Source organism: Faecalicatena faecalis (assembly GCF_012524165.2).
Classification (GTDB): domain Bacteria; phylum Bacillota; class Clostridia; order Lachnospirales; family Lachnospiraceae; genus Faecalicatena_A; species Faecalicatena_A faecalis.
In genome coordinates this window covers 276043-291752 of the sequence record NZ_JABACJ020000002.1, presented here as the reverse complement: position 1 = coordinate 291752, position 15710 = coordinate 276043, and the positions used below count along the sequence as shown (strand labels likewise).

Annotated in this window: 13 protein-coding genes; 10 read left to right on the top strand and 3 right to left on the bottom strand. The window is 44.1% G+C overall.

All coding sequences use genetic code 11. The annotated features are described in order from the left end of the window. Positions 1-2 precede the first annotated feature (2 nt). The 6 genes from HGO97_RS03970 (at position 3) to HGO97_RS23980 (ending at position 7117) form a co-directional block, all read left to right on the top strand. The gene (locus HGO97_RS03970) at positions 3-1763 is read left to right on the top strand and encodes a putative bifunctional diguanylate cyclase/phosphodiesterase (RefSeq protein ID WP_216239661.1); all 1761 of its coding nucleotides are present in this window, start codon (positions 3-5) and stop codon (positions 1761-1763) included. Between the two features lie 264 nt (positions 1764-2027). Then, positions 2028-3257, top strand: a complete 1230-nt coding sequence (locus HGO97_RS03965; RefSeq protein WP_216239658.1) for a dicarboxylate/amino acid:cation symporter — start codon at positions 2028-2030, stop codon at positions 3255-3257. A 117-nt stretch (positions 3258-3374) separates the two neighbouring features. Beyond that, a complete protein-coding gene (locus HGO97_RS03960; protein WP_216239657.1) occupies positions 3375-4868 on the top strand; it encodes an IMP dehydrogenase in 1494 nt (497 codons plus the stop codon). A gap of 268 nt (positions 4869-5136) precedes the next feature. Continuing rightward, positions 5137-5673, top strand: a complete 537-nt coding sequence (locus HGO97_RS03955; RefSeq protein WP_246597284.1) for a V4R domain-containing protein — start codon at positions 5137-5139, stop codon at positions 5671-5673. Between the two features lie 8 nt (positions 5674-5681). Beyond that, on the top strand, positions 5682-6986 hold the full coding sequence (locus HGO97_RS03950; protein WP_216239655.1) for a sensor domain-containing diguanylate cyclase: 1305 nt from the start codon (positions 5682-5684) through the stop codon (positions 6984-6986). Beyond that, on the top strand, positions 6986-7117 hold the full coding sequence (locus HGO97_RS23980) for a response regulator (RefSeq protein WP_281419929.1): 132 nt from the start codon (positions 6986-6988) through the stop codon (positions 7115-7117). The genes HGO97_RS03950 and HGO97_RS23980 overlap by 1 nt, the downstream gene beginning before the upstream one ends. Here the strand turns inward: HGO97_RS23980 and HGO97_RS03945 are convergent. From HGO97_RS03945 to ade, 3 genes are all read right to left on the bottom strand, one after another. Continuing rightward, complete coding sequence (locus HGO97_RS03945; protein ID WP_216239648.1) at positions 7114-7548, bottom strand: hypothetical protein; 435 nt, start codon at positions 7546-7548, stop codon at positions 7114-7116. The genes HGO97_RS23980 and HGO97_RS03945 overlap by 4 nt on opposite strands. An 83-nt stretch (positions 7549-7631) precedes the next feature. Next, positions 7632-8189, bottom strand: coding sequence for a TetR/AcrR family transcriptional regulator (locus HGO97_RS03940; protein WP_216239647.1), 558 nt, complete (start codon positions 8187-8189; stop codon positions 7632-7634). A gap of 133 nt (positions 8190-8322) precedes the next feature. Beyond that, positions 8323-10053: an adenine deaminase gene (gene ade, locus HGO97_RS03935; protein ID WP_216239855.1), complete on the bottom strand. Its 1731-nt coding sequence runs from the start codon at positions 10051-10053 to the stop codon at positions 8323-8325. Positions 10054-10314: 261 nt separating this feature from the next. Between ade and HGO97_RS03930 the strand changes: the two genes are divergently transcribed. The 4 genes from HGO97_RS03930 to HGO97_RS03915 all read left to right on the top strand — a co-directional run bounded on the left by HGO97_RS03930 (position 10315) and on the right by HGO97_RS03915 (position 15683). Beyond that, positions 10315-10524 (top strand): helix-turn-helix domain-containing protein, encoded by a 210-nt coding sequence (locus tag HGO97_RS03930; protein ID WP_216239646.1) that lies wholly within the window; start codon positions 10315-10317, stop codon positions 10522-10524. A 377-nt stretch (positions 10525-10901) separates the two neighbouring features. Next, positions 10902-11429, top strand: a complete 528-nt coding sequence (locus HGO97_RS03925) for a sigma-70 family RNA polymerase sigma factor (protein WP_216239645.1) — start codon at positions 10902-10904, stop codon at positions 11427-11429. Between the two features lie 2 nt (positions 11430-11431). Next, on the top strand, positions 11432-12562 hold the full coding sequence (locus HGO97_RS03920) for a DUF4179 domain-containing protein (protein WP_216239643.1): 1131 nt from the start codon (positions 11432-11434) through the stop codon (positions 12560-12562). 274 nt (positions 12563-12836) lie between these two features. Beyond that, entirely contained in the window at positions 12837-15683 is a 2847-nt protein-coding gene (locus HGO97_RS03915; protein WP_216239641.1) for an ATP-binding protein, read from the top strand. Positions 15684-15710: the final 27 nt, after the last annotated feature.

Here is a 15710-nt window from a genome sequence, read left to right as displayed (position 1 = left end):
CTATGATGATTGGATTTATTGCTTTTTGTGATATGAGAGGGAATGTAGAAAGGATCATTCACAGCGTACCAGAGGACTTCCTTAGAAAAGGGATGAATGTGGGAAGTGTGTTTGAGGATGCCGCAAGATTTGGACGGCTTCTGGAGAAGTCAGGGCAGCGGACTGTCTCAGATTATATGGAGCTTAAGCAGGAGGAGCTTTTGACAGGACCTGCCTGTGCGGTGCAGAATAGGGCGGGAATTCAGATGGCGGCTATGACACTTAAGAAAAGCCAGAATCATCTGCTGTGCCTGATCTATAGTACACAGGACAATCCTGTGCGCTCTGTCAAATGGATAGAGCAGTGCATTGCATTATATGAGGAACCAGAATTTGCCGAACCGAAGGAATATGGGCAGGGGTATTATGAGATACAAAGGATGAATAATCAATTGATCAATTATCAGAGAACACTTGCTAAGACGAACGCGGAGCTGAAACGAATACTGGAGGAAGCACGAGAGGCAAAGTATACCATTGAGATTCTGGAGCGTGATCCGCTAACAAATCTATATATGGAGAACGTGTTTTATGATAGGGCGGAGGCGCTTTTAAAGGCCGAACCGGAGATGGAGTTCGATGTCATAGCGATGGATGTGGAACGGTTCAAAATTGTGAATGATGTCTTCGGGCGCGCGGCGGGCAACAGACTTTTGACTGATCTGGCGTTGTGCCTGCAAGGCAGCCAGACGAAGGAACCATCTCTGTTCACAAGGGCCAGGGCCGATATGTTCTTCGCACTGGTACCGCGGGATGAGGGGATGCATGAAAATCTGCGTTGTAATATTGAGAATCTGCTTGAGAATTATCCGCTGTCTATGCGGTTGGAGGTAAAGATTGGGATTTATCAGATGGATGACCGGACATTGCCTGTCCCAGGGATGTGTGACCGGGCTTATCTTGCTTCAGAGAGCATCAAGGGGGTATTCGGCAGCAGTATCGCGTTTTACAACGAATCTCTTCGCGAGAGGCTGCTTTTTGAACAGAGGATTTTGAACACGATGGAAGATTCTCTCAAACGAGGGGATTTTCAAATATATCTGCAGCCGAAAGTAGAGATTGCTACAGGAAAGTTGATCGGTGCAGAGGTATTAGTGCGGTGGATTCACCCTGAATTTGGATTGATCTCACCGGGGGATTTCATCCCCATCTTTGAAAATAACGGTTTTATATATTCCATGGACCTTCTGGTATGGGAAAAAGCCTGTGCACTGCTTCGAAAATGGAAGGATGAAAAGAGGGAGTGCATTCCGCTTTCGGTGAATGTATCCAGGCGGGATATTTACCACGAAGATATGATACAGAATCTTTCAGATATGATTCAAAAATATAGAATACAGCCAGAAGAACTGCATCTTGAGATTACAGAATCTGCATATGTGAAAAATTCACAGCAGATGAGAGAGGTCATTATGAGATTAAGGAAGCTGGGATTCATCATTGAGATGGATGATTTCGGGAAAGGTTATTCGTCCCTGAATACTCTGTCAGAGCTTCCAGTGGATGTCTTAAAAATGGATCTGGAATTCCTGCGGCAGGGGGAGAATACAAAGCAGAGAGAGCAGATCATGCAGTTTGTGATCAATCTGGCAAATGAGTTCAAGGTTCTGGTGATTGCGGAAGGTGTGGAGAGAGCGGATCAGGCGGATTTATTGAAAACAATGGGCTGTAGGTATGCACAAGGATATCTGTTCGGTAGGCCAGTGCCCAGTGAAGAGTTTTAGCCGAATCAAGGGAACGGTGAAATATCCTCAAGAGATTCGGTTCAACAGAGATATTCTCATATAAACAAACATAGAAGATGCAGGATAAGCACATAAACGCTGGCTGTCTTGCATCTTCTTCTTTTTTATCATTGTTTGTTTGTGAATTGTCTAACAAAGCTGTGAATTATCTAACAAAATAAAAGATAAAATAAAGATTGCATTATAATTATATATATTTTATAATTTGTATATAAAATATATATAAATTTGGAGGACGGAATTATGCAGAAACAAAAGAGAATGTCACTGGCAATGCAGATCTTTATTGGTCTGGCTCTTGGAATCATCGTTGGACTTATTTTTATGTTCACTGGTAAGGCAGAGTGGGCAGAAAATTATATCAAGCCCTTCGGAACAATCTTCCTGAACCTGCTGAAGTTTATTGTCGTACCAATCGTTTTGACTTCTATTATATCAGGTGTCATTTCGATGAGTGACATTAAGAAGGTGGGTTCGATTGGATGGAAAACAGTTGTGTACTATATGTGTACGACGGCATTTGCAGTTGTGATCGGATTGATTTTGGCAAATATTTTCAAAGGAAGCTTTCATGTGCTTCAAACAAGCGGATTGGAGTACGAGGCATCGGCCTCTGTCAGCTTTATGGACACTTTGGTGGGCATCTTCCCATCTAATTTCATCCAGCCGATGGTGGATGCGACAATGCTCCAGGTCATCGTAATCGCATTATTCTTTGGATTTGGCATTATCGTTGCAGGGGAGAAGGGAAAACCTCTGGCGAAAGGAATCAACAGTCTGGCAGAGGTCAGCATGGCAGTTATGTCCATGATCTTAAAGCTTTCTCCATATGGTGTATTCTGCCTGATCATCCCGGTCGTGGCTGTGAATGGACCGGAGATTCTGGGCTCATTGGCGATGGTGCTCCTGGCAGCTTACATTGCCTACATCATCCATGCAGTCGTAGTCTACTCAACGACAGTAAAGACGATGGGAGGAGTCAGCCCGATTCAATTCTTTAAGGGGATGGCACCAGCCATGATCATGGCATTTTCCAGTGCGTCATCCGTAGGAACGCTTCCTTTGAACCTGGAATGTGCAGAAAAGCTGGGGGCAAGAAGAGATGTGGCAAGCTTTGTTCTTCCCCTCGGTGCTACCATTAATATGGATGGTACAGCAATCTATCAGGGCGTATGTGCTATTTTTATCGCGACTTGCTATGGAGTGGATCTGACCTTGGGACAGATGGTGACGATCGTTCTGACTGCAACACTGGCTTCCATTGGAACGGCAGGTGTTCCGGGAGCAGGTATGGTAATGCTGGCGATGGTGCTTCAAAGCGTCGGGCTTCCTGTGGAAGGAATCGCACTGGTAGCAGGTGTGGACAGAATCTTTGATATGGGAAGAACGACTGTTAATATTACCGGAGATGCAGCATGCTCTATTATCATCAGCAGACTTGAGTCAAAGAAAGAAGCAAAGACAGCTAAATAAAAAGAAAGTCCAATAAAGCAGCCAAATAAAAAGCAGCGGACAAAGATGGGTGAGGGCTTTCATGAAACTGCTATTTGTGGTATGATGAATAAAATAATGAAAATTAGGAGGCATACCATGGCATTTTATTTTGAAGAACCATCCAGGACTTTTAGTGAATATCTTTTGATTCCGGGATATTCATCCGCGCAGTGTATTCCCTCATCCGTAAGCCTGAAAACGCCTTTGGTGAAGTTTGAAAAAGGGAAGGAGCCTGAGATTTCCATCAATATCCCGATGGTATCCGCAATCATGCAGTCCGTATCAGATGACCGGCTGGCGATTGCTTTGGCCCAGGAGGGTGGACTGTCTTTCATCTATGGTTCCCAGCCGATTGAAGAGCAGGCTGAGATGGTACGAAAAGTAAAGCATTACCGCGCAGGTTTTGTAGTGAGTGATTCGAATATTTCGCCGGAGATGACGCTTCAGGATGTTCTGGAACTGACGGAACGGACAAGCCACTCTACGATTGCAGTGACGGAGGATGGCAGTCCCAATGGGAAACTGTTGGGAATCGTCACCAATAAGGATTATCGGGTGAGCCGGATGGAGCCGGACACAAAGGTGAAGGAGTTCATGACAAAGCTTGAGAACCTTGTGTATGCAGATGAGGACACGACCTTAAAAGAAGCCAATGATATTATTTGGGAGCATAAGATTAACTGCCTGCCTCTGGTCAATAAAAACCAGGAATTAGTATATCTGGTTTTCCGTAAGGATTATGACACTCACAAGAAGAATGAGAATGAGCTGATTGACGGATCCAAGCGGTATATGGTCGGAGCTGGTATCAATACAAGAGATTATGCACAGAGAGTACCAGCTTTAGTGGAAGCAGGTGCAGATGCGCTCTGCATCGACAGCTCAGAGGGATTTTCAGAGTGGCAGAAGTTGACCATCGACTATATCAGAGAGAATTATGGGGACAGTGTAAAGGTCGGTGCAGGAAATGTGGTTGATGCGGAAGGGTTCCGTTTTCTCGCAGAAGCCGGTGCTGATTTTGTAAAGGTCGGAATCGGCGGAGGCGCTATCTGTATTACCCGTGAACAGAAGGGAATCGGAAGAGGACAGGCCACAGCCCTGATCGAGGTGGCAAAGGCTCGTGATGAGTATTATAAAGAGACCGGGATCTATGTACCGATCTGTTCAGACGGCGGTATTGTACATGACTACCACATTACATTGGCTTTAGCTATGGGAGCAGATTTTATCATGCTCGGGAGATATTTTGCAAGATTTGATGAAAGCCCGACAAAAAGGGTGAATATCAACGGCAGTTATATGAAGGAATATTGGGGAGAAGGAAGCGCAAGGGCAAGGAACTGGCAGAGATATGATATGGGCGGTGACAAGAAGCTCTCATTCGAGGAAGGTGTTGATTCTTTTGTGCCATATGCTGGCAGTCTCAAGGATAATGTCAGCCTGACTCTGAGCAAGGTACGTTCGACCATGTGCAACTGCGGTGCACTTACCATTCCAGAATTACAGGAAAAGGCTAAGATTACACTGGTGTCTTCTACGAGTATCGTAGAGGGTGGTGCGCACGATGTTATGCTGCGTGATAAGCGTTAAAAAAGAATAATTGTGCCAATTTGGCATAACCGGATCTGTCCGGGTGGAGGTTCTTGTATGTCGGAAACTCTGCCCGGACAGAAGATTTTATAGGACTGTAATTGAGGTGGAAAATCTGCGAAAAATGTCAAAAACAGAATAACAGTCACACGAGACTTCCACAGGACAAGGATTCGTGATATAATAATCTACAAGTATATCCGCAGGGTATTGTATACTAGAGGCCCTGCGGTCTGATTTGCTGCGTTTGAGAAGGAGGACGTATGTGATGGCAGAGAATGTATTTCTTGAGAATAAAAAAAAGCTGAGTTTGGCTGAATATATGAATTATAATCCAGGTGACAGAGGGAATCTGGGAGATGAACTGCCCGTTATTGTCTACCGTTTAATGGAGTACTCCATGAGGGAACAACTGACAGAAGAGTTCGGAGAAGAGATGCAGATCCGCATTTTCAGGAGTGCCGGATACAAAGCGGGTGTTTATTTCGCAAAGAAGCAGTTAGATATTACCATGCCGATCAATCGCTTTATTGCAGACTTGCAGGCACGTATGGAGGAACTGAAGATCGGGGTACTCAGAGTCGAGAGCTTTGAGGAGAAGACCGGAGTCCTTATCCTTACAGTTGCCGAGGACGTGGATTGTTCAGGACTGCCCCTTCTTGGTGAGACTGTATGCAATTATGATGAAGGATTTATTTCAGGAATTATGTCAACCTATATGAAAAAAGAATATATGGCAGAGGAAGTCGACTGTTGGGCAACGGGAGACAGAGTATGTAGATTCCGGGTAGCCCCTGTGGAGTAGTGGATATTATGATGGAAAAAGAAAACTGTGAGATGCTTTTTGAATATTTAAAAAGTATACTCTATGATTCCCAAGTGAAAGAATTGAATATAGAAGAACTGGATGAGCCATATCAGAAGCTTGGCAAGGGTCTTTCCTATCTGCAGCATGCAGTGGAGGAGATGCTTGCTTATTCAGCAGATCTTTCCAGGGGGAATCTGTCTGGTGTGTATCCTGCCAGGGAGAATATGCTGTGCACGAATTTAAAGAATTTGCATGCGAATCTGAATCATCTTACTTGGCAGGCAAAACAGGTGGCTGCCGGAGATTATTCACAGCACGTGTCCTATCTGGGGGAATTTTCAGAGGCATTTAATACGATGACCGATCAGTTAAGAGAGCGTGAGACTCTTTTGAAAGAAGAAGCGCAAAAAGTCAAGAAAAGAGCAGAAGTCATCGAAAGTTATAATGAGCTTCTGGTAGAGATGACACGAAAGAGGAATGAATGGATACTGGTCGTGGATGAACAGAGCAGAGAAATCGTATATTGCAATAAGAGTAGGGATGAGAAAACGATTATTACAGGCGGGTCGGAAGCGTGTGGCAGAGAACCTGAGATGAATCCTAAGTTCTGTGAGAAATGTACGGAACGGCTCCGTTTCCTGAATGATATCCTGAACTGGCAGGACAGCGAGCAGTACAAGGTATGGGAGATGGGAGACGAGGAGCAGGGGGTCTTTCGCATTACAACATTCCAGATAGAATGGCGTGGATGTAATGCTTATGCCCATATCGTAGCAGACATTACAGAGGAGAAAGCAGCGGCTGAACGGTTGACCAGTAAAGCATATTATGATACTGGGACAGGAATACGCAATCGATTATATTTTGAAGAATACATGGAGATGCTCCAGCAGGGGAATATCAATGTGACCCTTTGTTATCTGGATCTGGACGGCTTGAAATTTGTAAATGACCGTTACGGACATACCGAGGGAGATAATTATATCCGTAGTTTTGTTTCCCTGATACAGAAGGCGTTCCGCAATACAGATGTTTTCGCACGGATCGGTGGGGATGAGTTCTGTATCATACTTCCGAACAGTCACAGAGAGTCCGTAAAAAAGAAGCTGGATGGTCTTTTGCATGAGTTTATTTCAGAGAATGATAAGGACTATCCAAGAAGTTTTAGTTATGGTCTGGTCGAGATAAAAGACTGGTCTTTAGTACAGACGATCGAGGAGATCATAAAGCTGGCGGATGCGGAGATGTATAAATGTAAAAGAATCAATAAAAGGAAATATCATGAAAAATTGGATACGCATAAATTATAATGCTGACTACCAATGCATTTGTGAATGATGCTTACCGTAAGAGACAGGCGGGAATGAATGAGCACGTGACAAAGCCGTTGAAAGTCAGGCATTTGTCAGAAGTGCTCTTTAAGGATATTCCTGAATCCTAGGAAGGAGATTCTGTTGCTGTTTTTTTGAGCTGTGTCAGATAATGGTATCCAAATAGGATTCCTGCTAATGTAAGTGCTGCTCCCAGCCCTGAATAGAATACTGCGATAAATACATCAGGACAGATGCCGGAGACCCTAAGGCCAATTCCAAAGGTCATCATAAACGCCATGATGCAGAAGGATTTTACATCAAAGAATTTTAGGAAGAATTGTCTTTCCTCTTTATAATGGATAATTCTGTGGGTATGTTTTTTTACGAGCTTTCCAAAAACCATGAACCAGAAGATTAAAAAGACGACGGCGGAGATCATGAGATTTAGGGCGGTCGTATAATTCTGGTAGGAGAGGACTCCGATGCGTAAGATGTTAAAGCCTGCAGCAATCCAGACGAGGGCAGCCAGCAGAAGTAATTTTGTTTTTTGAATTTTCATAGTGTACCTCCTTGTATAAAATGAACTATGTTCAGTTTCTTTTAAAAAATTTTGCTGCGCAAAGCGGATCTCGAATATCCGCTTTAATAGATGCAGCGTCCTATCATTTCCAAAAGCGGCCCGCAGTCCTTCTGATTTTTGAGCAGCATGGAAATGGTAAGTGTAAATGTCATATCAATGAATTGTTCCTGGGTAAAGCTGCTGTGAAAGGCATCCTTGCGGACCGAGGAATCATGTTTCAGTACATGGAGCAAGCTCTGCTTCATATGTCCAAAATACAGATCCATCATCTGACGGCCCTGAGCCTTATCATCTGCGGTAAAACTGACAGAATGCAGTGTGAAAAAACCAGGGTATTTGGCACAGCCTTTTTGGATTCGTTCGAACATCCAGGCCAGACAGTCAGTAAAATGTTGGAATTCGACAGGTTCTCCTGACATATGGAAAATATCCTTCCAGACATCCTCCACCGCAGCACTGATCAGATCGGCCTTAGAGGGAAAATAATTATAGATGGAACCGACAGCTACATGGCAGGCGGCGGCGACCGTCCGCATATTGATTGCAGAGATTCCCTTTTCCATCACGAGCTTTCTGCTCTCTGTAAGAATCGCCTCCCGTGAAGTAACAATCGTATTCATGTGTTTACCTCCTTAATATGAACACCGTTCATTATAAGCTCGATTTGATTCATTGTCAATAGAAAAAGGGAAGCCCGGGCAGGCGTCTCTTTTAAAATGCGATTTGAAGATGAATGAATACGATATGTGAGGATCAGGCCTCAATGGGAATAAAGTCGAACTTGGTGACATCGAACAGTCCCATATCAGTCAGCTTTAATTCCGGGATGACGGCCAATGACATAAAGCACAATGTCATGACTGGTTCCACCTCTCCGCTGATTCCAAGCTTTTCAAAAGCAGCCTTGTGAATCAAGGTCAGCTTTTCATCGACCCATTCTCCACTCTGGTCACTCATCAGACCGCCCAGGGGCATAGGCATAGATTCCACCACTTCTTTCTCTTTTACAAGTACGATTCCACCGTTTTGGGCGATGAGCTGTTCTACGGCAAAGGCCATGTCTTCATCGGTCACGCCTACTACGATGATATTATGAGAATCGTGGGCAACGGACAGGGCAACAGCCCCTTCTTTAATTCCATATCCCCGAAGAAGTGCGGCGGCTACGTTGCCGGTTTCCTGATGACGTTCTACAACAGCTACTTTTACGATATCCACCTCTGGATCTCGGATAAAATCGCCTGATTCGTCGATCTTTACATCTGCAATGCCGTTTCCAGTCACAACACCACCCGGAAGGATGTCAATGACATGGACATGTCCAGATTTCAGATGGAGCTTCAACTTTTCCAGTGAAAAATCTTTCACATGGAAGCTGCCTTTGACAGGGGTGATATCATGCTTTTCGACTGGAAACAGGTAGGTTCCGTTTTCAGCCGCGAGCTTTCCTTCTATCCAGACCTTTGCGACTTTGAAGTCTTTGAGGTCATTCAGCAGGACAATATCGCCGCGCAGTCCCGGAGCAATCGCACCGCGATCATACAGGCGGTAACATTCCGCTGCATTTAAGGAAGCCATACGAATGGCCGTGATAGCATCTACTCCTTCTTCCACACAGATACTTAAGTGGTTGTCCAGATGTCCAAGCTCCAGGATCGTCTTGGGTTGACGGTCGTCTGAACACAAAAGGCAGCGTCTGCTGTTCATCGGTGTGAGACCTTTTAGCAGTGGGCGCAGGTTGTGACATGCGGAGCCCTGTCTTAAGAGCACATATAATCCACGGGAAATGCGGTCTGTCATTTCCTCTACGGTAGAACATTCGTGATCTGTGCGGACCAGTGCGGCAGCGTAGGCATTCAGATCATTGCCTGAGATTCCGGGGCTGTGTCCATCAATTAATTTTCCAGTTTCTTTTGCGGTCATGATCTTATCAAGGTCACTTTCATTGGCACCGATCAGGCCGGGAAAATTCATGTATTCACCGAGTCCCAAAATCCGTTCATTGCGAATGGGCGCCTTCATAGCGTCTGCGTCGATGGTCGCTCCTGAGTGTTCAAAAGGAGTTGCCGGAACGCAGGAAGGAAGCATATATTTGATATCCAGCGCAGTACCCTCGGCGGCATCCAACATATAGTTTAGACCACGTATACCGCATACGTTTACGATTTCATGAGGATCAGCGATGATGGTCGTGGCTCCGTGCGGCACAAGGAGACGTCCAATTTCTTCAGGGCTTACGTAAGAAGACTCGATGTGGATATGGCTGTCAATGAATCCTGGTGCAGCATATTTCCCTTCTGCATCGATGACTTCCTTTCCCTCATAAGTACCGACTCCCGCAATCATTCCTTCGCACAGAGCAATGTCTCCGTCGATGATTCCGCCATTGTATACATCGATTACTTTACAGTTCTTGATGACGGTATCTGCAGGGACCCTGCCGGCAGCCACATCAATTAGTTTTTTCAGACCTTCTTTATCCATTTTATTCATGAATCATACCTCCATGTTTATACTTCTTATATTTTACCATAGAATTGCCGATTATATCTTATGGATTTTATTATTTAGGCAGATTTTATAACAAAATATTAAAATGTTGCAAAGTGTAACAATTTATTGATATTGACTTCATTAAATTGTATGATATCTCCCATAAGCAGATGTGATTAATGTGGGAGAGGGGGGAGTACATCTGCCATTCCTGCTTTTTAAAGCAATAAATAAAGATAAGGAGTGGATAAAATGATAAGAAATACAATCGGAAGAAACATCAGAGTACTTAGGAAACAGCACAATCTGACACAGGAACAGCTTGCACAGCAGTTGAATATGAAACGTCAGACGTTATCAAATTATGAGATTGGGAAACGGGTACCCGATATTTATGAATTGATCACATTAGCGGATATTTTTGATGTCACACTAGACCAGATCGCGGGACGCAAATCTTAGCAAAAGGATTTTGTTAGAGGGGACGATGCACGGATTCGTGCACGTCCCTGTTTTTATTATATAGGAAAGTTCAAAGAACTATCCTATATAATAAAACCCTCCGGGGGATGCGCACTTCGCGCAATAGGAAGAGGGCCGCAAGCGGCCGTGCTTCGGCGCGAGATTTCGGTCCGCCGAAATCTTTATTTAAAAAAGAATTTATTTTGCATTTTTGAAACTTTTAAATACGGCGCTTTATCTAATGGGTATCAATCGATTGAAGAAACAATGATACAATACTTTTTGAGCTGCCGCTAGATGATAATGTTCAATTAGGGATGATATGGCTTACAAATGGGAAAATGCAATAAGTATAGGAACGAAAGGGGGAGTTTGATGTGGTAAATTTGGTGAAGCGGGCGCAGGCCGGTGACCAGGATGCCTTTATACAGTTGATCGAGGAGAATAAGCAGGCTCTTTATAAGGTCGCTGTCAGCATGTTAAAGAATGATGCGGATGTTGCAGATGTAATCCAGGATACGATACTGAGCAGTTATGAAAATCTGCGGGGGCTTCGGGAACCGAAGTATTTTAAGACCTGGCTGACCAGAATTTTGATCAACCACTGCAATCGGATTTTGAAGGAACGTCAGAAGGTGGTGCCGATGAAGGAACAGTTGGAAGCTGGGGAGATGGAAGTCGATACATCTGGCCGTGAGTTCTTAAGGCTTTTGAATAAGCTTGAGGATCAATACAGGATTGTTCTGCTCCTATATTATGTAGAAGGATTTAGTATCAAGGAAATTGGTACTATATTGGAGATGAATGAGAATACAGTCAAAACGCGACTGTCCAGAGGGCGGGCCAGTTTTAAAAAAGTCTATTTAAAAGAAAATACGGTATCAATATATAGAATGGAGGGTTAAGAATGGGAAAATCTGATTATGATATGGATATTAAGGAAATGCTGCAGGAAGAAATAGAAATCCCAAAGGCTGTGGATGAGAGTTTTGAACAGGCATATGGGAAAATTCGGCGTGGTGAGGTGCAAATGAAGCGGCTCAACAACGGGAAAAGACGGCGGATCTATCAGAAAGCCGGCGTCGCAGCAGCGGCAGCCTGCATGGTCATTGCCTTGACAGGTGTGCTTTATGTGAATCCGGCATTGGCTAAGGATATCCCGATTTTAGGAGATGTATTTGCCAAGATTCAGCAGATGCGGGATTCGAGCCCATATCCAGATAAAGATAAGACCGCATATGATAAGATCGCAGAACATTCAAATCCGGTAAATGATCCTACGAATGTGGCAGAGAATCAGGGGATTTCAATGGAGATTTCAGATGCATATTGTGATGGGCATGAGCTGTATTTCACATTGTCCTTAAAAACGGAAGATGAGGAAATGAACCAGGCTGATCGGATCGAGTTAATGTCTTACCGGGAGGGAAGCTCTGAACCAAATATAGCATGGCTGACAGTGAATGGAGAAGAAGTATATCCAACATCGGCTATGTCATTACAGAAAGCAGACGACCAGGTCTATGTGACGTTAGTAAGAGTCGAGGCCATGAATATGCCGAAGGGGACTTTCCCGGAGGATATGGATGTCGCATTGAATATAGGCGCAGCGAGCGGCTATCAGGATAGTGATGTGCCGACAGCAGAATTTAAGACAATCAAGGGTTCCTGGAAACTTGCATTCCATCCGCAGATCGATACGTCAAACAACAGAACGACAGAGCTGCAGGCAGAAAAAGATGGTTTCGTAGTAAAGGAAGTAACGAAAACGCCAAGTAATACGTATGTGACTTTGGTGGTTCCGGCTGACTGGGCTGCTAAGAATCCAGCAGATGTACTGACAGATACGGCAGGAAACCGGATTTATGAAGAAAGTGGAAGAATCGTAGAACAGGAGGATGGAAGCTGGATTAAATATATGGTATTTGACCAGACGGACGCGGATCAATTTATTCTGCAGATGTATGATAAGAATGCTGAATTGGCTGAAAATGAGCCTGTTCCGCTGGTTGTGGAGATTCCATTCTCCATGGAATAAGTTTTAATTGAACCATAAAATACAGGGACAGGAGTGTTTGTGCTCCTGTTCCTGTTTGCATACATGGAGGTTGACTCAATCGGGAGAGGTCTCCATAGTTCCATAGCCGAATGCGTATTTAGAAACTTAAAGATAGAATTTATATTTGGAATAAGAGTAATTAAATTGCAAAGATTGTGGGATTCATGTATAATGAACATATTCGGGATAGAACGATGAAATAAAGAAATATCAAGGATTTCCAGATTGTTAGCTTAGATGCGCAGGAGGTATTATGGAACAGTACAAAAGAAAAGGAAAAGTTACAAAAATCACACGGCTGTTTTCTATTATGCTTATGGCGGTCATGCTTACATCCTGTCTGGGAATGACGACAGTGGCAAAAGATACAAAGAAGGATGGTCAAGAAAAAGTTAGCAGGGTACTCAAGGTAGCCTTTGCAGAGACACCAGGAATTAGTGAGACAGATGAGTATGGAAACCGCACGGGGCTGATGGTCGATTTCCTCAATGAGATCGCGAAGTATACAGATTGGAAATATGATTATATTGATACAGATGCGGAATTGATGACAGATGAGTTCCTTAACGGGGAGTATGACCTGATGGGCGGTGTTTTTTATTCTCAGGAACTGGAAGAGTATTTTGCGTATCCGAAGTACCGTATCGGAAGCAGCCGTGGCATATTGTTATGCAGAAGCGAGGATCCTGATATTAAAAGCTATGAACTCACAAGTCTGAACGGAAAGACGATCGGTGTGTACGATCGGGCAAAGACAAAGATTGAATATCTTAAGGAGTTTCTAAGCAAGAATAATTTAGACTGCACGATCAAATATTACAGCCATGATGATATGGGAGAGTCAGAGAATTTGTATCAGCAGCTGCGAAGCGGCGAAGTGGATATGCTCATGGGAAATGACTCCGATAAAGAGGATGATTTCCGCGTTGTGACTTCTTTTAGTGCACAGCCTTATTATCTGGTCACCCAGGTCTATGAGCAGGATATATTGGACGAACTGAATGCAGCTTTGGAAGCTATCATGGATGCAGATCCAGAATATGCGGAGAATGAATATGAAGAGAATTTCCCGGATGTGAAGAATGCAGATATACAGCTCACGGAGAAAGAAGAATCGTATCTTAAAGAGAAGGGGGAAATCACGGTTGCAATGGTGAGCGACTGGCATCCTTTCTATTGTGTGGATGATTTGGACGACGAACATGAGGGGCTTCTGCCGGATATGTTTGACCGTATGTCCGAATATCTGGGTATTCCTTTTACCTACGTGTTCGCAGATACATATGAGGATGCGATTAAAAAGGTCAATGAAGGAGAAGCCGATATCCTGGGAGCTTATTTGGATTCAGATGAACATGCATTTAATGCGGGGCTTGCGCTTACAAAGCCATTTATTAATCTGAACAGTATTATTATCAAGAATAAATCGGTCAATTACCCGGAATCCGGGATGACAGGAGGAATCATAGAAGGCAGGGCAATGCCCGGGGATATTCAGACAGAGGAAATCAAGTATTTTAGCAGTACGGAAGAGGGAATGAAAGCCGTGAATGATGGAACGATAGATTTCTTCTATGGAATTTCGGCTAATCTGGATAAGGAAATGCAGAACCATCATTTTGCAAATGTAGTTCCGGTCACCCGTGTCAATAATAAAACAAAGGTCTCCTTTGCCTTGGCTCGTCCGATTGATAAGACTTTGTTTGGAATCATGAATAAAGCGATCAGCACTATTCCTTCAAAAGAGATGAATACGATGCTCGATAAGAGTCTGGTCTCGATGGGGTACACACGCGCTTCGTTCTCAGAATTGGTCTATGCCAATCCGGTTGCATTCGTCTTGATACTGTGTGGCTTTTTAGTACTTATCCTGCTGGGAGTTCTGATTGCAGTGCGTGCGAAGGTGAAAAATACATTGATGCAAGGGGAGTTAGAACGGGCGGAAGCCAAAAGCCGTGCCAAAAGCGAGTTCCTGTCTAAGATGAGCCATGAGATCAGAACCCCGATGAATGCAATCATCGGCCTTTCCGACATGGTGGGGATGAAGGAGGATATTCCTGATTCTGTTAAGGTGATTTTGGAGAAGATACGTGCCTCTTCCCGCTATCTGCTTTCTCTGATTAATGATATTTTGGATATGTCTAAGATCGAGAATGGAAAGATGGAGATAGAATCAGAACCATTCTCGATGAAGAATATGGCAGATGAACTGATACAGATGATCGAGACACAGGCGGAAATGAAGGGAATCCACTTCAGAGCGAAGATAGAACTTCAGCATGAGATCATAGTGGGAGATGCAATTCGAATCAGGCAGGTCCTTTTGAATCTTTTATCCAATGCTGTTAAGTTTACTCAGCCTGGTGGGAACATCCTGTTTAAGATTGAGGAAAGGCGGTTTGATGGAGAAAAAGTAGTCTTGGCTTTTGAAGTACAGGATAGCGGGATTGGAATTGCCGAAGAGAACCAGGAAAAGATTTTTAGGACATTTGAGCAGGTCGGCAACAACATGACCAAAAGTGAAGGTACTGGACTCGGACTCCCAATCAGCAGCCATATTGTTGATTTAATGGGAGGCAGCCTCCAGGTAGAAAGCAGAATTGATGAGGGCAGCAAGTTTTTCTTTGCACTTTCATTACCAGTAGGTACTGTATCTAAGGAGGGAATTCAGGAAAGTCAGTCCCAAGATACTTCTCTCGAAGAAGCAGATTTTTCGGGAATGCGGATACTTTTGGCGGAGGACAATGATCTGAATGCAGAGATCGCCAAAGAATTGTTAGAGATACGAGGGGCGAAAGTAGACCGTGCAGCAGATGGACAGGAAGCTGTTGAGATGTTTGAGCAGAGTAAGGCGGGCTGGTACCAGGCAATCCTGATGGATATCAGGATGCCGAGGAAGGATGGCTTACAGGCGGCGCGAGAGATTCGTTCAGGAGCACATCCTGATGGAAAGAATATCCCGATTGCAGCGATGACCGCGAATACGTTCAAAGAGGATGTAGAGGCAGCTAGAGAGGCAGGGATGACTGCCTTTATACCGAAGCCGGTGGATATGGAATATCTTTGGAAGGTACTGCATGCACAGGTGCAGAAGGAATAACGCCGTTTGTATAAAAAGATAAGAGTT